Source organism: Micromonospora krabiensis (assembly GCF_900091425.1).
Lineage (GTDB): Bacteria > Actinomycetota > Actinomycetes > Mycobacteriales > Micromonosporaceae > Micromonospora > Micromonospora krabiensis.
On sequence record NZ_LT598496.1, the window covers coordinates 5,138,843 to 5,157,290 of the forward strand.

Annotated in this window: 15 protein-coding genes; 6 read left to right on the forward strand and 9 right to left on the reverse strand. The window is 72.9% G+C overall.

Annotated features, from left to right (window positions below):
- Positions 1 to 5 precede the first annotated feature (5 nt).
- Positions 6 to 998: a tRNA lysidine(34) synthetase TilS gene (tilS, locus tag GA0070620_RS23550; RefSeq protein WP_091594284.1), complete on the forward strand. Its 993-nt coding sequence runs from the start codon at positions 6 to 8 to the stop codon at positions 996 to 998.
- An 80-nt stretch (positions 999 to 1,078) separates the two neighbouring features.
- On the opposite strand, the gene GA0070620_RS23555 is transcribed toward tilS, so the two are convergent.
- A complete protein-coding gene (locus tag GA0070620_RS23555; protein ID WP_091594286.1) occupies positions 1,079 to 2,038 on the reverse strand; it encodes a GlxA family transcriptional regulator in 960 nt (319 codons plus the stop codon).
- Between the two features lie 151 nt (positions 2,039 to 2,189).
- Between GA0070620_RS23555 and GA0070620_RS33025 the strand changes: the two genes are divergently transcribed.
- The 4 genes from GA0070620_RS33025 (at position 2,190) to folE (ending at position 6,152) form a co-directional block, all read left to right on the forward strand.
- Entirely contained in the window at positions 2,190 to 2,327 is a 138-nt protein-coding gene (locus tag GA0070620_RS33025) for a hypothetical protein (protein ID WP_172836488.1), read from the forward strand.
- 101 nt (positions 2,328 to 2,428) lie between these two features.
- Positions 2,429 to 3,004, forward strand: coding sequence for a hypoxanthine phosphoribosyltransferase (gene hpt, locus GA0070620_RS23565; RefSeq protein ID WP_091594290.1), 576 nt, complete (start codon positions 2,429 to 2,431; stop codon positions 3,002 to 3,004).
- Positions 3,005 to 3,438: 434 nt separating this feature from the next.
- Positions 3,439 to 5,454, forward strand: a complete 2,016-nt coding sequence (gene ftsH, locus GA0070620_RS23570) for an ATP-dependent zinc metalloprotease FtsH (protein WP_091599262.1) — start codon at positions 3,439 to 3,441, stop codon at positions 5,452 to 5,454.
- Positions 5,455 to 5,489: 35 nt separating this feature from the next.
- Positions 5,490 to 6,152 carry a GTP cyclohydrolase I FolE gene (gene folE, locus GA0070620_RS23575; protein ID WP_091594291.1) on the forward strand — a complete coding sequence of 221 codons (663 nt, stop codon included), beginning with the start codon at positions 5,490 to 5,492 and terminating at the stop codon, positions 6,150 to 6,152.
- 97 nt (positions 6,153 to 6,249) lie between these two features.
- On the opposite strand, the gene GA0070620_RS23580 is transcribed toward folE, so the two are convergent.
- Complete coding sequence (locus GA0070620_RS23580) at positions 6,250 to 7,017, reverse strand: hypothetical protein (protein WP_231921946.1); 768 nt, start codon at positions 7,015 to 7,017, stop codon at positions 6,250 to 6,252.
- 22 nt (positions 7,018 to 7,039) lie between these two features.
- Positions 7,040 to 9,631 carry an FtsK/SpoIIIE domain-containing protein gene (locus GA0070620_RS23585; RefSeq protein WP_091594292.1) on the reverse strand — a complete coding sequence of 864 codons (2,592 nt, stop codon included), beginning with the start codon at positions 9,629 to 9,631 and terminating at the stop codon, positions 7,040 to 7,042.
- Positions 9,632 to 9,826: 195 nt separating this feature from the next.
- On the opposite strand from GA0070620_RS23585, the gene GA0070620_RS23590 reads away from it, so the two are divergent.
- Positions 9,827 to 10,441 carry a hypothetical protein gene (locus GA0070620_RS23590; protein ID WP_377520912.1) on the forward strand — a complete coding sequence of 205 codons (615 nt, stop codon included), beginning with the start codon at positions 9,827 to 9,829 and terminating at the stop codon, positions 10,439 to 10,441.
- Between the two features lie 5 nt (positions 10,442 to 10,446).
- Here the strand turns inward: GA0070620_RS23590 and GA0070620_RS23595 are convergent, their stop codons facing one another.
- The 6 genes from GA0070620_RS23595 to GA0070620_RS23620 are packed head-to-tail and all read right to left on the reverse strand — an operon-like array spanning position 10,447 to position 18,448.
- Positions 10,447 to 11,049, reverse strand: coding sequence for a hypothetical protein (locus GA0070620_RS23595; protein ID WP_091594293.1), 603 nt, complete (start codon positions 11,047 to 11,049; stop codon positions 10,447 to 10,449).
- 13 nt (positions 11,050 to 11,062) lie between these two features.
- On the reverse strand, positions 11,063 to 12,232 hold the full coding sequence (locus GA0070620_RS23600; RefSeq protein WP_091594295.1) for a M23 family metallopeptidase: 1,170 nt from the start codon (positions 12,230 to 12,232) through the stop codon (positions 11,063 to 11,065).
- Positions 12,229 to 12,786: a hypothetical protein gene (locus tag GA0070620_RS23605; RefSeq protein ID WP_091594297.1), complete on the reverse strand. Its 558-nt coding sequence runs from the start codon at positions 12,784 to 12,786 to the stop codon at positions 12,229 to 12,231. Before GA0070620_RS23605 ends, GA0070620_RS23600 begins: the two co-directional genes overlap by 4 nt.
- Entirely contained in the window at positions 12,783 to 14,723 is a 1,941-nt protein-coding gene (locus GA0070620_RS23610; protein WP_091594299.1) for an MFS transporter, read from the reverse strand. The genes GA0070620_RS23605 and GA0070620_RS23610 overlap by 4 nt, the downstream gene beginning before the upstream one ends.
- 1 nt (position 14,724) lies before the next feature.
- Positions 14,725 to 18,036 carry an ATP-binding protein gene (locus GA0070620_RS23615; RefSeq protein ID WP_091594302.1) on the reverse strand — a complete coding sequence of 1,104 codons (3,312 nt, stop codon included), beginning with the start codon at positions 18,034 to 18,036 and terminating at the stop codon, positions 14,725 to 14,727.
- A 49-nt stretch (positions 18,037 to 18,085) separates the two neighbouring features.
- On the reverse strand, positions 18,086 to 18,448 hold the full coding sequence (locus GA0070620_RS23620; protein WP_091594303.1) for a hypothetical protein: 363 nt from the start codon (positions 18,446 to 18,448) through the stop codon (positions 18,086 to 18,088).

Consider the following 18,448-nt stretch of genomic DNA (forward strand, 5'->3'; position numbering starts at 1 on the left):
ACCCCGTGGCCGCACTCGCCCCGCCGGTCGCCGCCGTCCGGACGGCGGTCCGCCGCGCGCTGACCGGCCTGCCCGGCGACGGGCCGGTGCTGGTCGCCTGCTCCGGAGGCGCGGACTCGCTCGCGCTGGCCGCGGCCACCGCCTTCGTCGCCCCGCGGCTCGGCCGGCGGGCCGGCCTGGTGACCGTCGACCACGGCCTCCAGGAGGGCTCCGCCGAGCGGGCCGCCGCCGTGGCGGCCTGGGCGGACGACGTGGGCCTGACCCCGGTCGAGTCGGTCCGGGTGGCGGTCGCCGGGCGGCCGGGCGGGCCGGAGGCGGCGGCCCGGGAGGCGCGTTACGAGGCGCTGGTGGCGGCGGCCGTACGCCATCGGGCGGCCGCGCTGCTCACCGGTCACACCCGCGACGACCAGGCCGAGACCGTGCTGCTCGCGCTGGCGCGGGGGTCCGGCCCGCGTGGTCTGGCCGGCATGCCCGCCCGGCGTGAGCTCTCCGGGGTGCCGCTGCTGCGCCCCCTGCTGGCGGTGACCCGCGAGCAGACCCGGGCGGCGTGTGCCGTGCTCGGGCTGGAGCCGTGGCAGGACCCGCACAACAGCGACCCCGCGTACGCCCGCGCCCGGGTGCGTGCCGACGTGCTGCCGGTGCTGGTCGACGCGCTCGGGCCGGGGGTCCTGGACGGGCTGGCCCGCACCGCGGCCCTGGCCGCAGCCGACGCCGCGGCCCTCGACGACCTGGCCGACGCCGCGCTCGCGGAGGCTCGGCACCCGGACGGCGGGCTCGCCGTGCCGGCGCTGGCCGCCCTCGTGCCGGCCGTGCGCGGCCGGGTGCTGCACGCCTGGGCGCGCGAGTTGGGCGCCACGCCCGGAGCGCTCTCGCACCGGCACGTCGCCGCGTTGGAGGCGCTGGTCAGCGACTGGCGGGGACAGGGCGCCGCCTACCTGCCCGGGGGCCGGCGGGTGCTCCGCCGCGCCGACCGGCTGTTCGGCCCCGACCCGGCCTGACGTCGGGGCCGGCTGTCCGGCCCACCGTGCGCCCCGGCGGCCGCCGTCCGCGAGCCGCCGTCCGCGAGCCGTTCCGGCCGTCAGACGGCGTGGCTGCGGTCGCGGAAGGTCGTCCGATAGGTGTGCGGGGTGGCGCCGACCCGGCGGGTGAAGTGGTGCCGCAGGGCGGCGGCGTCGCCGAAGCCCACCTGGTCGGCGACCGCCTCCACGCTGAGCCGGGTCTCCTCCAGCAGCCGCCGGGCCAGCAGCACCCGCTGGTTGGTCAGCCAGTCGTGCGGCGTCGTGCCGGTCTCGGCCCGGAACCGGCGGGCGAACGTGCGGGGCGCCATGCCGGCTCGGGCGGCCAGGTCATCCACGGTCACCGGGCGGTCCAGGTGCCCCATGAGCCATTCCAGCACCGGCTCCAGGGTCGGCGCCTCGGGTGCCCTGGGGATGGGCGCCTCGACGTACTGGGACTGGCCGCCGTCGCGGTGCGGGGGGACGACCATCCGGCGGGCCAGCCGGGTGGCGGTGGCCGAGCCGTGCTCCTGCCGGACGAGGTGCAGGCAGGCGTCGATGCCGGCCGCGGTGCCGGCGCTGGTCAGCAGCCGGCCGTCGGAGACGTAGAGCGAGTTGCACTGCACCCGGGCAAGCGGGTGCAGCCGCTGCAACTCGTCCACGTGGCGCCAGTGGGTGGTGCAGTCGCGGCCGTCGAGCAGCCCCGCCGCGCCGAGCAGGAAGGCGCCGGAACAGACGCTGAGCACGTGCGCGCCCCGCGCGTCCGCGCGCCGCAGCGCGTCGAGCACGGCATCGGGGGCGTCCCGCTGATTGTGGGCGGGCACCGCGACCAGGTCGGCGTCCTCCAGCGGGGCGAGGTCGGCGTGCGGGACCAGCTGGAAGCCGGACGCGGTGCGGACCGGGTCGCCGTTCGGGCTGCAGACGTGGAAGCGGTAGGCGGGGAAGCCGTCAGCCGTCCGGTCGGTGCCGAAGACCTCGGCGAGGACGCCGAGCTCGAAGGCGGCGACCTGGTCGAGGGCGAGGACGGCAACCGACCGGAGCATGTGACGAGGGTAACCCATCGAATGGCAGGAAATCGATGGGTGATGGCATTACTGCCACTGTCCGGTGGGATTGGATCGGCGCAGACTTGGGTCAAGTCCGGTGCGCACCGGCGGCGAAATGGTCATCAACCATGCGAAAGCGAGCGCCGCCATGGAGTTTCTGTTCCTTCTCCTGTTCCTCGTCCTCCTCGCCGTCGCCTCGGCGACCGGCCTCACCGCCGACAGCCGCGACTCGGCTGACTGGAAGCCGACCGACGACGGTCACCGCTGGCAGTCCCGTACCTGCTGATGTCGTTGGTCCTGATTTGCGGCAAAAATTCGCGGCGGGACCGCGCCAAAAGGGGCGGCCCCGCCGACGGAGGTCGGTGGACGTACGGCAGGCTAGGAGTCATGGCTGACGGCTCCTGGTACGACGCCGACATCGACCACGTGATCATCTCCGAGGCGCAGATCCGCGAGAAGACGGCCGAGCTGGCCAAGCAGGTCTCGGCGGACTACGCCCACGTCGAGGACGGGCTCCTCCTGGTGTGCGTCCTCAAGGGTGCGGTCATGTTCATGGCCGACTTCGCCCGGGCGCTCGGTCGCAGCGGGCCCCCCGCCGAGTTGGAGTTCATGGCGGTCTCCTCGTACGGCCAGGGCACCAGCTCCTCCGGCGTGGTCCGCATCCTCAAGGACCTGGACCGGGACATCGCCGGCCGGCACGTGGTCGTGGTCGAGGACATCGTCGACTCCGGCCTCACCCTCTCCTGGCTGCTGCGGTACCTGGAGTCGCGCTCCGCGGCGAGCGTCGAGGTGGTCGCGCTGTTCCGCAAGCCGGACGCGATCAAGGTCCAGGTCCCGGTGAAGTACGTCGGCTTCGACATCCCGACCGAGTTCGTCGTCGGCTACGGGCTGGACTTCGCGGAGCGTTACCGGGAGCTGCCCTACGTCGGGGTGCTCAAGCCGGACGTCTACGCCCGCTCCTGAGCGATCCTCGTATCGGCGTTCATCAAGCCGACGTTCAGCGGACTCTCAGCTCTTCCGACTACCGTGTAGGACGGTGGCGCGGAGGCTCTTCCGCGTCCGGCCCCTCGACCGCGTGACCGGGTGTTCGCAGGTGGCCGGGCCGGACTCCCCGCCACGCCGGTCCCGCCCGGTCCCGCCGTACGCATCGGCGCGGCTGGCGGGCCCCGCGACCGGTACGCACCGTCGATGCACGAGGTGCGCCGAGTGCGGGGCTCGCAAGCTCACTCCGCGCGCACACGGTGTACCGTCGAATGACCGCAGCGCGGCACTTGTCGCGCTTCGGGGTCGAGGCCGGCCCGCACGGCGGCTCCGGCCGCCGCCGCAGGCGGCGACACCAATCAGACGGTCAGGACGTCGATCAGGAGGATGCGGGCGCCCCGGTGCCCGACAACAGCATGGAACGTACGCGTTTCTTCCGCCGACCGGTGGTCTGGATCATCCTGGTCATCCTCGGCGCCGTTGTGCTCAGTCAGTTGTTCACCTCGGGTCCCAGCTACCACCGGGTGGACACTTCCGTTGCGCTTGACCAGCTTCACACCGCCAAGATCGACAAGGTCGTCTTCCAGGACAAGGAGCAGACGCTCCAGCTCGACCTGGCGCAGAAGACCAAGTTCGGCGACACCACGACCGACAAGATCCAGGCCCAGTTCCCGTTCGAGGTGGGCGACGAGGTCTGGAACGAGGTCCTCGAGGCCAAGGCGGCCAACCGGGTCACCGGTCCCGCCGACACCAAGGTGTCGTCCGACAGCATCTGGGTGAGCCTGCTGGTCAACCTGCTCCCCATCGTGCTGCTCGTGCTGCTGCTGCTGTTCTTCATGTCGCAGATGCAGGGCGGCGGCTCCCGGGTGCTCAACTTCGGCAAGTCCAAGGCGAAGATGATCACCAAGGACACGCCGAAGACGACCTTCGCGGACGTCGCGGGTGCCGAGGAGGCGGTGGAGGAGCTCCACGAGATCAAGGACTTCCTTCAGAACCCGGCCAAGTACCAGGCCCTGGGCGCCAAGATCCCGAAGGGCGTGCTGCTCTTCGGCCCGCCCGGAACCGGTAAGACGCTGCTGGCCCGCGCGGTCGCCGGCGAGGCCGGGGTGCCCTTCTACTCCATCTCGGGTTCCGACTTCGTCGAGATGTTCGTCGGTGTCGGCGCCAGCCGGGTCCGCGACCTGTTCGAGCAGGCCAAGGCCAACGCGCCGGCCATCGTCTTCGTCGACGAGATCGACGCCGTCGGTCGGCACCGTGGCGCCGGCATGGGCGGCGGCCACGACGAGCGCGAGCAGACCCTCAACCAGCTGCTCGTCGAGATGGACGGCTTCGACACCAAGGGCGGCGTCATCCTGATCGCCGCCACCAACCGGCCGGACATCCTCGACCCGGCGCTGCTGCGCCCGGGCCGGTTCGACCGGCAGATCCCGGTGGACGCCCCCGACATGGAGGGCCGCAAGGCCATCCTGCGGGTGCACGCCAAGGGCAAGCCGTTCACGCCGGACGTCGACCTCGACGCGGTGGCGCGGCGCACGCCGGGCTTCAGCGGCGCCGACCTGGCCAACGTGATCAACGAGTCCGCGCTGCTCACCGCCCGCAAGAGCCAGCGGGCGATCACCAATGACTCCCTGGAGGAGTCGATCGACCGGGTGATCGCCGGTCCGCAGCGCCGGACCCGGGTGATGAGCGACCAGGAGAAGAAGATCACCGCGTACCACGAGGGTGGGCACGCGCTGGTCGCCTGGGCGCTGCCGCACGCCGCGCCGGTGCACAAGGTGACGATCCTGTCCCGCGGTCGCTCGCTGGGCCACACCCTGGTGCTGCCCACGGAGGACAAGTACACCCAGACCCGGGCCGAGATGATCGACACCCTGGCGTACGCGCTGGGCGGCCGGGCCGCCGAGGAGCTGGTCTTCCACGAGCCGACCACCGGTGCCGGCAACGACATCGAGAAGGCCACGCAGCTGGCCCGCGCCATGATCACGCAGTACGGCATGAGCTCGAAGCTCGGCGCGATCAAGTACGGCACCAGCGGGGACGAGCCGTTCCTCGGCCGCAACATGGGCCACGAGCGGGACTACTCCGACGCGGTGGCCGCCGAGATCGACGGCGAGATGCGGGCCCTGATCGAGCTGGCCCACGACGAGGCCTGGGAGATCCTGGTGGAATACCGGGACGTCCTGGACAACATCGTGCTCGAGCTGATGGAGAAGGAGACCCTCTCCACGGCCGACATGGCCCGGATCTGCGCCCGGGTGGCCAAGCGGCCGCCGATGGCGCCGTACAACGGCTTCGGCAAGCGTCAGCCCTCCACCGAGCCGCCGGTTCTCACCCCGGCGGAGAAGGAGGCGCTCAAGGCGCAGGCCCAGGCCGACGGGGCCCAGGCGGGCGTCGGCGGCACCTCGTCCAACAACTCGGACGGCACGCACTGAGTACGAACCCGGCGGCCAGCTCCCTCGACGGGGGGCTGGCCGCCTCCGCGACCGAACCGGGCGACGACGCGCTGGACTACATCGCCGCCCGGCTGATCAACGGCAAGCTCACCGGTGGGCCGGTCGAGGACAGCGTCGACCTGCCCCGGATCGAGAAGGCCGTCCGCGAGATCCTCATCGCCGTCGGCGAAGACCCGGACCGCGACGGCCTCCGCCAGACCCCGGCCCGGGTCGCCCGCGCGTACGCCGAGCTCTTCGCCGGTCTGCGCGTCGACCCGGCCCAGGTGCTCAGCACGACCTTCGAGGCCAACCACCAGGAGCTCGTGCTCGTCCGGGACATCGACGTGATGAGCCTCTGCGAGCACCACCTGCTTCCGTTCCGGGGCAGCGCCCACATCGGCTACATCCCGGGCCCGGACGGCCGGATCACCGGGCTGTCCAAGCTCGCCCGGCTGGTCGAGGTGTACGCCCGCCGGCCCCAGGTGCAGGAGCGGCTCACCTCGCAGATCGCGGACCTGCTCATGAGCAAGCTCGCACCGCGCGGCGTGATCGTCGTGCTGGAGTGCGAGCACATGTGCATGGCGATGCGCGGCATCCAGAAGTCGGGCGCGCAGACGATCACCTCGGCCGTCCGCGGCACCCTGCAGAACGACGCGAAGTCGCGGGCCGAGGCGATGGCCCTGATCCTGCCCCGCTGACCCACCACCTACCGGTGCGGCCGGTGGACCGGCGCTGACCGGTCCGCCGGCCGTTTCGCCGTGCCGGGGTGGTGCCGCGCCGCAGAGGCCGTCCGGGTCAGCCGGACAGCAGGGCGAGCAGCAGCCCGGCAGTGACCAGAACCGCCGGCACCAGGCAGACCAGGGCGCCAAACCGGGAGGTCCGGTCCGGGCGCCCACCCGGCCGCCCGCGGAACAGTCGTCCCACGCCGACCCAGCCGGCCACGAAGGCCACCGCCGGCATCGGCAGCCCGCAGATCAGCGCGGCGACGCTCGCCGGCCCGGGGCCGGTCGCCACGTACACCAGCACCTGGATCACCGGTACGACCAGCGCGAGTGGCCCGTACACCAGCAGGTTGCGCGGGCGTGCGGCCCAACTCGCCGGACGGAGCGGGTGCCGCGCGACCAGCGCCGCGTCCGCCGCGTCGGCCCGACCCCGCGCAACCCGCAGCGCGGCCAGCACGGTCGCCGGCCCACCGGCCATCGACCGGGTCGCCTCGGTCAGCTCCGGTGGGGACGGCACCAGCGAGATCGCCGGCACGCCCCGCTCCCGCAGCCGAGCCTGCTGCACGGCGAGCTGCGTGCGTACCTCCGTCAGCTCCTCCCGGGCCGCCTGCACCGACCGCGCCTGCTCGCCCGCGGCGGACGCGGCGGCCCGGCGTACCCCGTCGAGCTGCCGCGCGGCGGCCAGGTAGTCCTGCCAGGCGGCCAGGGCCGCCTCGGGTGTCGCGGCCGGCGGCGCCGACTCCCGGTTCCCGGGCGTCCGCTGACGGCCGGGCCCGCTGGGTCCGGGACGGCCGTCGCGGGCGGCCGCACCGGCCGTCGACGTACGCGTGTCGCCGCTCATGCCCTCGTCCCCTCGTCGCGGCTCACGCCGTCGTCCCCTCCTCCGCGAACGGCACCAGGACGACGCCCTGCTCGTCCGGTCCGTCCCACAGCACCACCCGAGCCGGGCGGGGCCGCCACTCGACGGGACGGTGGAAGACGGCGGCGAGTTGGGCGCCCGGCACATCCACGGCGGCGACGGCGGCGAGCTTGTCCACCGCGTCCTCCGGGCCCAGCAGCGCCGCGAACGGCGGCACCACCCGCCACCAGCCGAGCAGGTGCCGGCCGGCCGACGGTCCCTCGTGCAGCAGCGCCCGCAGCCGCTCGGTCGGCAGCTCCTCCGCGCCGGCCCGGTCCAGCCCGAACGCCACCACGTAGGTCGGCTCGTCGTCGTCGGCGGCGTCCAGCAGATCGCCGAGGTCGACCATCGTCGCCGGGTGCCGCGCGCCCAGCTCCGCGGTCAACTCCTCGGCCAGCGCACCGTACGCGGGGTCCGGCGCGCTGACCACGAACCGGGCCGCGCCCGCCGGATGGTGCGCGGCGGTGCTCCGCGCCGCCGTCGCCAGCAGTCGCGCCGCCTCCGGGCCGGGACCCAGGACCGCCAGGTTGCGGCCCGCCGCCGGCCCCAACGGGACGACCACCGTCGACCGGGCCACATCCACCGCCCGCCCCAGCAGGGCGGCCGGCGCGAGTGCCTGTCCGGCGACCGCGGCCCGGTAGCGCGGGTCGTTGCGCAGCAGCGGCCGGGCCCAGCCGGCGAAAACCACCGGCGGCGAGGAGCCCTCCGGCCGCGCCGACCACAGCTCGTGCCGCAGCCGCTCCACCGCCTCCGGCTCGTCGTGCGGGTCCGGGTGGCGGACCAGCCGCTCGTGACCCCGGACCGCCCCACGCGGCCCACCCAGGCCGCCGGCGGTGTTCACCACCGCGCTGCCGACCGGCAGGCCGGCGGCCGAATCGTTCGTCGGCTCCAGCACCGCGCCGCCGCCGGGCAGCGCCACCCGGACCGGGAACTGGCCGAGCAGCGAGTCCCGGTGCCCGGCCTCCGAACGCCCCGCCAGCCCCATCTCGCCGGCGCCGGCCAGCACCAGATGTACGCCGTACGCCCGGCCCGCCCGGGCCAGCCCGTCCAGGCGTGCGGCGATGTCGCCGGCCAGCCGGTCCCGCTCGGCGAAGACCAGCGGCAGGTTGTCGACCACGCACACGATCCGGGGGAGGCCGCAGTGCTGACGCAGCTCGGCGAAGCGCTGCCCACCCGCCCGCCGGCCGGCGTCCTCCCGGCGGCGTACCTCCGCCGTCAGCTGGTCGAACAGGTCCCGCACATACTCCCGGTCGGCGGTCATCGCGGCGGCCCGCACCTGCGGGATCCACGAACGGTCCCGCTCCGTCTGGAGGAACTCCACGAAGGACTCGCCCTCCGCCAGGTCCACCAGGTACAGCGCCAACTCGTCCGGCCCGTACCGGGCGGTCAGGCCGAGCAGCGCGGTGGTGAGGAAGGCCGATCGCGCCGCGTCCGACCGGCCGCTGACCAGCCAGTGCGGCGTCAGCTCGGTGAACCCGAGCGACACCGGCCGCCCGCCGGCGTCGCCGACCGTCGTGGTCAACCCGTCCGTCGAGTCACCCGACCAGCGTTCGCCACCCGTCGCCGGCAGCAGGTCGGCCAGGGCCAGCCGGGACCCCGCCTCGATCTGCGCGGCGAGCCGCCGGCACACCGTGTCGATCAGCTCGGCCGGCGGGTCCGCCTCGACGAACACCGGCGAGTTCAGCCCGCCCGGGTCCGCGCCGGGACCACAGAACGAGGCGCCCGGCGGGTCGCCCAGCAGCGCGTACGCGTTGCGCATCGACAGCGTCGTAGCCCGCGGCAGCGGCGACCGACCGGCGTGCGGCCCGGTGCCCGTCCCGCCGCCGTGTTGACCGGTGCCCGCCCAACCGGCGACCACCAGGTGCAGCCCGGCCGACGGCCCCTGCTCAGCCAGCGCCTCGATCCGCGCCAGGTCGGTCGGACCCGTCGACTCGGGCAGGGCGGCGATCACCAGCAGCAACGTCCGGTCGTGCCGGCGACGACCCGACGCGCCCGGCGCCACCCACTGCTCCGCCTCCGTCAGCACGGCACGCAGGCCGGGAACGTCCGTCGCGGGCGGTGGCAGCAGACCCGCGTCGGCCAGCACGGCGAACGGGGCGAACGTCGTGCCGCCGGCGTCGACCGCCCGGACCAGCAACGTGCCCGCCGGCGCCGCCCCCAGCGATCGGAGCAGCACAGCCCGCAGCAGATCGCCCACCCGCGGGTCGCGGGCGTCCGCGTCGATGCCGAGGTGACCGGTGCCGACCAGGGGCACCAGGGCCGGGAAGCGGGCGTCGTCCAGCGGACCCGCCGTGCCGACCCGGACGAACGGCGGTGGCCCCTCACCGGGAGCGGTGTCGGCGGTGAGCGTCTCCAGAGGAGCACCCGACCAACCCGGTGCCACCAGCGCCGCCACCGACCGCAGCCGGTCGGCCAACTCGTACTGCCGACGCTGGTCCGCCGGGGCCGGTCGGGTCTCGTCCAGAATGCCGGCGGCGGCCGTCGCGGTGGCCGCGGCACGACGGTGCAGAGCGGCGGCCCGGTTCGTACGTCCCTTCGGACCGGCCACCGCGTCCACCCCCTCAGTCCGAGGCTGGCAACCCCTCCCCGAGCAGAGACGGTATCCCAGGTCGGGCCGCACCTCCGGGAGGTGGGGCGGCGCTGCGCGGAAGTCGTCGGAGATCTCACCCGGCGGCAGCGGCCCGTCACGATCCGCCGCAACTCACCCATTGGGTACGGGGCGGTAGACCGCTAGCCTCAGGAGGTGGAATCAGTGCAGCCCCCCGCCGGTTCCCAGGTGTCCAGCGGGCAGCCCGCAGCCCTCGGCGTCCCCACGCCGGCACCGGCGCCGGCGCCCGCGCAGGTCCCGGCGCAACGGCCCCCCTCGGAGCAGCTGCCGCCGCCCCCGGCCACCCCGACACCGGAACGTCCGCGCCGCCGCGTCCGCACCGTGCTGACCGTCGTGGCCGGCGTGCTCGCGCTGCTCTGCCTCGGCGGCGGGATCGCCGGCTACGTGCTGTACGACCGCGCCACCGCCCCCGACCGCAGCGCCCCCGATGTGGTGGTGGCCAATTACATCCAGGCATTCCTCAATGACCGCAACGATACGAAGGCGGAAGGCTTTGCCTGTGCGGGAGATGCAGATCTGGACGGGCTGCGAATGTTCCGCGATGAGCTCGTGTCGCGCGAAGGACGGTTCGACACAGAGTTTTCGGTTCGATGGGGCCCTTTAGATGTTCGCCAGTCGGGAGATACAGCCACTGTCGAGGTTGATCTAATCATTTCGGCCGTAGTCGACGGCGTCACTCAAAGCGACCGCCAGCGTTGGCGGTTCGAGACTAGGCAGAAGGATGGCTGGGGGGTCTGCACCGCCCAACTCGCGAGCTGAGGTTTCTACTCGACCCAGAGCAGGTGGACCGGCACTTCGAGCGTGGTCGGCGCCTGCCCCCGCCAGGCCCACCGGTACCACTCCTCTTCCGGCGTGACCCGCACGCAGATGTCTCCTTCGGCGCCCGAGTAGGTCTCGGTCACCGCACGCAGATCCCGGCGTTCCACCGAGTCCGCGATGTGCACGACCCGGCGGCCGGCCACCGAGTCGGCCTCGATGACCAGCGTGGGCGCCGGATGCGTGGGACCGTCCAGTGACACCAACCGGAATCTGGGATCACCGGCCTTGGGGCTTGAGCGTGGGCGGTCGGCGACCGTCTCGACCCAGACCCGCTCGACCGGGATCAGTGGCGCGAAGACCTCGACCTGTTCGGCTTCGGCGCGGTACCACTCGTGCTCCGGAATGATCGGGACGTAGGTGCGGCTGCCCTGCACCACCCGGTCGTCGGCCCGCAGGTCGCCCCGCCAACCGAGGCCGGGAAGCCCGACCAGGACGCGCCGCCCGCGCAGCTCGACCCGGCTGGTGGCCGGCACGATCTCGATGGGTCGCGGCGGTCGTGGCGCCCAGTCCGGATGATCCGCGAAGGGGTCCGGCATCGGCTCGTTCACAGCGGTTCGCGCCTCATCCCGTACGCCTCAGCGGCGCCCCGCGCGTCCGCATGAACGGCACCGGGTCGATGGCGCCGGCACTGCTCCGGTCTCCGTTCTCGTGCACCTCGAAGTGCAGGTGCGGGCCGGAGGAGTTGCCGCTGCTGCCGACCTCGCCGATCACCTCACCGGCGTCGACGTGTTGACCGACGCTGACGCGGGGCTTCTCCACCATGTGGCAGTAGCGGGTGATCAGGTCACCGGCGTGGAGGATGTCGACGAACCAGCCACACCCGCCCTTGCCCGGGTAGCCGTCGACGTCGCAGCTCAGACCGCCGCCATTGTCGGGGTCGCACCGCGACACCAGCACCCGGCCGGACGCGGCGGCGTGGATGGGGGTGCCCTTGCCGGCCCCGATGTCGACACCGTTGTGCCCCGGACGGCTGGCGGTGCGGAAGCCGGAGCCGACACCGCCGGCGATGGGAGCGGTCCAGCCGGAGGCCGCGATCTCCTGTCCGGAGGCCGCGTCACACGTCTGACGACCGGCGACCAACGCGGTGCGGGCGGCCCCACCGGCGAGAGCGTCGACGATCTGGGCCGCGAGCGTTTCGTGCTTCGCGTACGCGTCGGGGAAGGCACTCACCTGTACCTTCTGCGCGGCGACGGTGAGCGGCAGCCGCTCCCACTCCTGGACGGTGAGCAGCTTCTCGTAGAACTTCCGGGCGGCGTACTCCGGGTTCATCCGCTGGGCGACGCTTCCCCAGGAGGCACGCTGTTGGAACAGACCCACCGAGTCGTGGTCGGCCCCCACGCCCTCGTTGGGCAGATCCCCCGACTGGGCGACGGTGCGGTTCGCCAGGTTGCGCAGCCCGGATTCCTGCATCGCGGTTGCCACGGCGACGACCCAACCGCGGGGCGGGACCTTCATGTCCTGCCCGACCTTGATGATTCGGGCCGCGTTGCGGAGTTGGCCGTCCCCGTACTGGCTCAGTCGGGGCATCCGTCCGGTCACGTTGACCTCGAAGTCGCCGGTGCACTCGACGCTCATCTGCGTCATCTGCTCGGCCGAGTCACCGCCAAGCTCGGTGAGGAAGAAGGCGGCCGTGCCCCCGGTGCAGCAGAGCAGCGCCAGGGTGGCGGTGAGCGCGACGGACAGGGCGCCGAGCCGGAGGCGCCGACGAGGCCGACCCGTTTCGCCGTTCATTCCTGCTCCCAGTCCACCGCGTCGACCAACCACTGCCCGTCCGGTGCCACCAACTCCAGTCGGAGCCGGCCGCTGTCGAGGGGCACGAGCACCTCCACGAACGTCGCGCTGCGGGGCCGGACGGTGGCCTTGTCGATCACCTGTCCCGCGGGGACCTCGGTCGGCACCGCGTCCGCCAGCTTCGCGGTGAGTTCCGGTGTGGACAACGGGCGCATCCCGTCGTGCCACTGCGCTGCCGTGATGTCCGGCTTGCCCAGCCATGCGGCGACGAATCGGTCCGCCGTCTGCTCGGGGGTCAGCTCTCCGGGTCGGGTCACCGGAGTGGGGTCGCTCGCACTGCCCACCAGGCCGTCGTCACCAGCGCTCGGCTCGACGGTGGTGATCGGCTCGTTCGGCCGGTTGGTGAGGCCGAGCGTGGGGTCGCCGGGACCGGCGACGAGTCGCGCGGCGCCGATGATCCCGAAGACCACCACCGCCAGAGCCAGCGCGATGCCGAGCCGGGATCGCAGCACCCGGGTGACCAGGAACTCCAGTGCCCGTCGCATCGCACTCACCGCGCCTCGGAGCGGATCCGCGGCGTTGGTCGATCGGGGCTCCGCTCGGTCGAGCCCGGCCGGTAGATGACGAAGGACGGCTTCTCCTCCGGCACGTCCGGCTCCGTCCAGGTTGCGGGCTGGCGGCGGCGCGGTCGGGGAGCGGTGGGGCGGGACGATTCCGGACGCTCCTCCGGCGGCTCCTTGGCGCCTTCCCGACCGTCCGGCCGCTGGCGGTCCGTGCCAGCGGGCTTCGCATGCACCGGGTCCTCATGCCGCGCCTCGGGCCGCAGGCGGGGCTGCTCCGCCACGACGATTTTCCGGCGGCCCATGGTCGGCTCGGCGGTCCCGCCCGGCTCGGCCACGTCGAGACGGGCCGCGACGCGCATGTCACGGAAGAAGCGACGATGCCAGGAGCCCGCGGAGCTGACCGCCTCGCTGCTGTCCTTGCCGCCGAGCTGGGTGATCCGCCGGTAGGGCCGGAGCAGCAGCCAGCCGACCACCCCACACAGCCAGACCAGCACCACCTGGAGCCAACCGGGCAGGGTCGGTGTGCTCATGATGAGGTCGACCGCGAACAGGTAGATGGCGGCGCCGGTGCCGAAGATGGCGATGTTGAAGACGGCGGCGACCACGGCGTTCGCCAGACGCCGCAGGCCGGCACTCGCCGGTCTGAGCAGCCCCACCGTGCCGAGAATCGGCGCCGCGATCACGGCCCATCGGAAGATCAGGAAGCCGAGCAGCACCAGCAGCGACGCGGTGAGGTCGAACATCGCGAAGAGCACCGACGCGAGCACCGCGATGAACCCGGCGCCGATCCGGTCCATGTCCCGGACTCCCTGGAGGTACTCGTACGCCTCCGGATCCTCGCGCTCGATCTGCGCGGCCACCGTCATCCACTGCTGCTGCTTGGCCTTGATGATGACACTGCGGGTGGCGGGGTTGTTCCGGATGGACTCCGCCTCGTCCCAGTTGAGCGACTTCGCATCGTAGAGCGCGCGACCATACTTCTTGGCCGTCTCGCTGTCCGCAGAGCCGAGCGCACCCCGCAGCCAGTTCCGATACAGCATCGCTTCGGTAGCTGTATCGCTCGCGCGGACTGCGGGCGGTCGCTTGTCAACACAGGCGTCCGGGTTCGGAACAGCGCACTTCTCAGGCGGGATGTCCTTCGAGGCTGGACCGACGGCATCGTGTACCACCCCGAGAGTGGTCACGAGTGTGCCGTCCGCGACGTTGGCGGACTTGACCGGCCACGCCGCCAGCGCGGTGACAGCCACCATGACCAGCAGGGCCCAGCCGGCTGTGGTCATGGCATTGCTCATGTCCGACTGGCGGGAGCGCCACAACAGGTAGAGACCGACAACGCAAAGCGTCATGATGCCGAAAACGCTGAACACCTTCTGGTAGACAGCCTTCGTTGCCTGCTCGACGAGGGGGTCAGCCCACTTCCACATCGAGCTGGGGTCCCAGGCGCGCTCCCGGAGAGCGTTCGAGGCGCCGACGATCGCGGTGGCGACCATGAACTCGCCGTTGGCGACGGTGTTGCTGAACTTGTAGTCCGGATGCAGTACCGACGAGGCGCATCCACCCTCGACCCGGTAGGTGGTGTAGCCGTAACCGGCGTAGCCGTAGTCGGTGTAGTAGCCCTTCGGCCCTGGTTGCTTCGAGGACTCCGGGCGCGACGCGAACCAGCCCGCAAGCCCGGAATCCGGTGCGGTCGGAGTCGGCGGCTTCCAGCAGTTCGCTTCGGACTCGGCGACCTGCTGGAGCTTCTTCACGCAGGCGCGGAAGTCAGCCTGCCATTCGGCGGTCGTGCACAGCTCGGCCCGGGCCTGCGCGCTGACCGGCGGTGCTGCCGCGGCCGGTGTCGCGCCGAACAGCGGCCAGGGAACGGTGGCCCCGGCCAGTACGCCGAGGGCGAGCAGGAACGCGGTGATCCGTGCTCGGGCCCTCGCCATGTCACGCCTCCAGATCCGGCAGGGGGACGCTCGGCAGCACCCCGGCCGCCGCGGCGATCGCGGCGGGCGTGGTGTCGAGGTGTTCCAGCAGCCCGTCGACGTACGACACGTCCACCCGGACCTTCTGCACCCGCCCGTCGACGTCCCGCATCACGAACTCACGGAAGCCGAGTCGGGCAGCCGACGAGGTGTCGGCCGTCGACAGCGAGGCCAGTGTGGCCTCGTAGCCGTCGTTGACGGGGACGCGTAGCAGCCGCAAAGCCTCGGAGGCGATCTCGGTGTCCTCCGCGATCCGTCCGACGAAGACGGTGGAGACGAGGTTCTGCACGTCGAGGCCGAGGATGTCGCGGGGGTTCTGCGAGGCGACCAGCGCGGCGAGGTTCCACTTGCGGGAGTCCCGGGCGAGCCGGACGAGGAAGGAGCGCCCGGAGCGCCAGCCCTCCATGAAGTGGGCCTCGTCCAGGCCGACGAGCTTGCGTGACGACATGGACCCGCCGTAGCAGCGGCGCACGGCTAGCCGGTGCGCGGTGTGCAGCATCGGCAGGGCGAGGGCCTCCTCGGCGGACCAGTACTCGCGTTCGATCTTGAGGTCGGGGAGCCGGAGGCCGGCCATGGTTATCACGGTGAGCGCGGCGTCCGGGCCGAGCAGCCCCTCGGGTGGGCGCCCGAAGAAGAGCATCGCCAGCGGCATCTCGGCGGTGTCGAGCAGCAGGTTCGCCAGCTCCTTGCCGCTGTCGTCGTCGAGTTGACCCAGCGTGGTGACCACGTCGTCCAGGGTGGACGTCTCCTCGGCGGGCACCTGGCGGACGGCGTGCCGGAACAGGGTGGCCGTGGACGCCTCCCGGGCCACCTGCGGCGGCACGAGCATCATGCAGATGTCCTGCACCAGCATGCGTCGCTCGGCCCGAGCGTTGGAGACCGCGATCTCGAACTCCCGGTCACCGGCGGCGCCGGGGGCGAACTCGCTGCGCAGCGGCGTCGGGATCAGCGCGTACGGGGCGAGGGTGCCGTGCTCCGAACCGGTCAGGTTGAGCACCCGGGAGTAGGGGCGCAGCTCGGGCATCGCGCACAACCGGGCCAGCGGACCGGACGGGTCGAGGAGGGTCACCTGGACGCCTCGCCGGGCGGCCAGGTAGCCCAGGGCACCGAGCAGGGTGGACTTGCCGCCGCCCGGCTCGGCGACGAAGACGGCGAGGCCGGAGCGTTCGCGGACCTCCATCGGGTAGTGCAGGTCGAGGAAGACGGGCCGGCGGCAGGTGCCGGCCGTACGCCCGATCAGGTCGCCGCGTCGGTCGCCGACGGTGGAGGCGGCCTGCGGCAGCGCGGCGGCCAGCAGCGGCACCGGCATCCGGCGGACGTAGCCGGTGTTGGCGATGGGCTCGCCCGGGATGAACTCGCGGGCCAGCCAGTCCTGGTTCTTCGGGTGCTGCAGGGAGATTCGCAACTCGCGGGAGTAGAGCTGGATGAGCCGGCGGGCCCGCTCCATGCACTCTTCGCGGGTGCGGCCGCCGACCGCGATCCGGTGCCAGCCGTGCGCGCGGGCCGAGTCGACGGGGAGACCGGTGGTCATCTCGTCACCGATGACCAACGCGCGCTTGGCGAGCCGCTCCAGCTCCGGCGGGGCGTCGATGCCGTGCTCGGCGTAGTCGAGCTGCTGGGAGCGGATCATGCGGAGCCGGTGTTCGAGGTTGCGGAACGAGTCGCCCGAACCGAGGATGTCCACCCGGGTCGACAGCTCCATCGGCCACGGCAGGCGCTCGTGGAAGTGCAGCCAGGGCTCGTGCCGCTCGGGGATCTCCAACGGCTCCATCCGGCCCACGGCCAGCACGGCGACGTGCCGCTCCTCGCCGGTCATCCGGTTGACCAGCTTGACCGTCGAGCCGTAGGGGGTGCGGTAGCGCTCGACCTGTTCGGTGAGGGCGAGCAGGTCGCCTCGCTCCCAGCGCCCGTTGGTCACCGGCGACAGCGCGCCGGGCGGCGCCATGCAGAGCGCCACCGAGCGGTAGAGCAGCCACTCCAACTCCTGCGCGGTGACCCGACGCCCGCGCATGCCGAACGCGCCCAGCACCTCGTCGAACTGCTCCACGGTCCGGCCGAGCCGGCGGCGTTCGCCCTCGGCGACTCCCCGGCCGAAGGTGCGGAGCACGCGCTCGGTGAGCGAGTCGCCGAGCGACCGGCGGGCGAAGGTGACCCCGAGGTAGGTCTGGCCCTCGGCGTGGTTGATCGACATCAGGTGCCGCTGGGCGGCGACCAGGTGGTCGCCCCAGCTCGGCGTGCCGGGCACGTCGGGCAGCGGGGCGACGGTGTGGGCGTCGATGGTCCGGGCCCACTCGTCGGCCGGGAAGGGGCGGGTGGTGCGGCGCAGGTGCAGGCGGAAGCCGGCGAGGCCGGCGTACTGCTCGGAGATCGCCGCGAGCAGCGCCTCGCGTTCGGCGTCGGGGCGGAAGGCCCAGCGCACCTCGGGCAGCCAGTACCAGGCGGTGACCGTGTTGGGCGTGAAGGTGAGGTGACCGGCGATCTCGGTGATCGCCAGCTCCACCGAGGGGTCACGGTCACCGAATTTGATCTTCGGAGCGCGGACCCGGACCGGCTTGGTCGGTTGGTTGCGCCGCCCGGCCGAGCGTTCACGGGGCGTCGCCACCTCACGACCGGTCGACGGCACGGGCGCGCGCTCCGACCGGTCGCCTCGCGACCGTCGGGAAATCGGCTCCGGCTCGGGCGGGTGCGGCACCTCGGTGGGCCGGTCCGACCGTGGCTCCGCGTCAGTTGGTGGGCGGACCGCCGGCAACCGGTCGCCCGCCTGGTGCGGCACCCGTGACCGGGCCGGCGCGGCCGGCGCCGTCTCGTCGCCGGCCGGCGGCCGGATCGACGGGACTGCCGGGCCACGGTCCACCGGGCGGTGATCCGCCGCGCGGCGATCCGCCGGCGCGGCGGGAAGTCGCGGTGTCGGGTGTGCGACGGGGGCGGCGGGCGCCGGCTCCACCGCGGCGGGCTGCTGGGGGATCGCCGCGTGCTCGCGGGGCGGGGCGACCGGGCGGGCCGGTCGTGCGCCGCCGAAGAGGTCGAGGAACGGGGAGTCGATGTCCGGACTCTCCGGGACCGTCGGTGGCTCGCCCGTCGGAATCCGGCGGGGGACCGGTCGGGGGGCCTGGAAGACGCCCACCCCGCCGTGCCCCGGCGAGGTGGCGTACGCCGGATCCAGCGCGGCCTCGTCCACCTCCCCGGCCTCCGGGTAATCGAATGAACGCGCACGGTGACTGTCCGGCACGGCTGGACGGCCGGCCGGGGAACCCGGCGTGGAAGAGCGGCTCATGCGATCGCCTCACCCGCGTCGTGCGACCGCCCGATCGGCGTACGCCCGGTCATGCCAGCTCCTCCCGGATCCTGATCCCGCTGCCGACCAGGCGCGGATCGCGCTGCTCGGCGGCCGGCTCCCGGGTGCGCCGCCAGTCGGTCAGCGCGGTGCGGATCACCATGCGCGCCGGCCGGTCCGGATCGACGTACCGGAAGATGAACGACGTGGTCACGATGGCGAGCGCGATCTCCCAGGCGGGGAAGAGCTCCACCTTCAACGTGAACAGCCAGTGGATGAACATGTAGAGGGGGACGAGCAGCATGAAGAGCCCGTACTGGGCGTAGGGCAGGTGGACGGGAAGGGTGTAGCCGGGCGGCCCGAGGTAGACCAGGCGTGCCCGGTAGATGTCGTCGTCGGTGCGCAGCCGCAT

Bases quoted from the DNA above. Each gene is read 5' to 3' on its own strand.
- GA0070620_RS23555 (WP_091594286.1), bottom strand. From the start codon at position 2,038: ATGCTCCGGTCGGTTGCCGTCCTCGCCCTCGACCAGGTCGCCGCCTTC.
- GA0070620_RS33025 (WP_172836488.1), top strand. From the start codon at position 2,190: ATGGAGTTTCTGTTCCTTCTCCTGTTCCTCGTCCTCCTCGCCGTCGCC.
- hpt (WP_091594290.1), top strand. From the start codon at position 2,429: ATGGCTGACGGCTCCTGGTACGACGCCGACATCGACCACGTGATCATC.
- ftsH (WP_091599262.1), top strand. From the start codon at position 3,439: ATGGAACGTACGCGTTTCTTCCGCCGACCGGTGGTCTGGATCATCCTG.
- GA0070620_RS23580 (WP_231921946.1), bottom strand. From the start codon at position 7,017: ATGAGCGGCGACACGCGTACGTCGACGGCCGGTGCGGCCGCCCGCGAC.
- GA0070620_RS23600 (WP_091594295.1), bottom strand. From the start codon at position 12,232: ATGAACGGCGAAACGGGTCGGCCTCGTCGGCGCCTCCGGCTCGGCGCC.
- GA0070620_RS23610 (WP_091594299.1), bottom strand. From the start codon at position 14,723: ATGGCGAGGGCCCGAGCACGGATCACCGCGTTCCTGCTCGCCCTCGGC.
- GA0070620_RS23615 (WP_091594302.1), bottom strand. From the start codon at position 18,036: ATGAGCCGCTCTTCCACGCCGGGTTCCCCGGCCGGCCGTCCAGCCGTG.
- GA0070620_RS23620 (WP_091594303.1), bottom strand. From the start codon at position 18,448: ATGCGGCTGCGCACCGACGACGACATCTACCGGGCACGCCTGGTCTAC.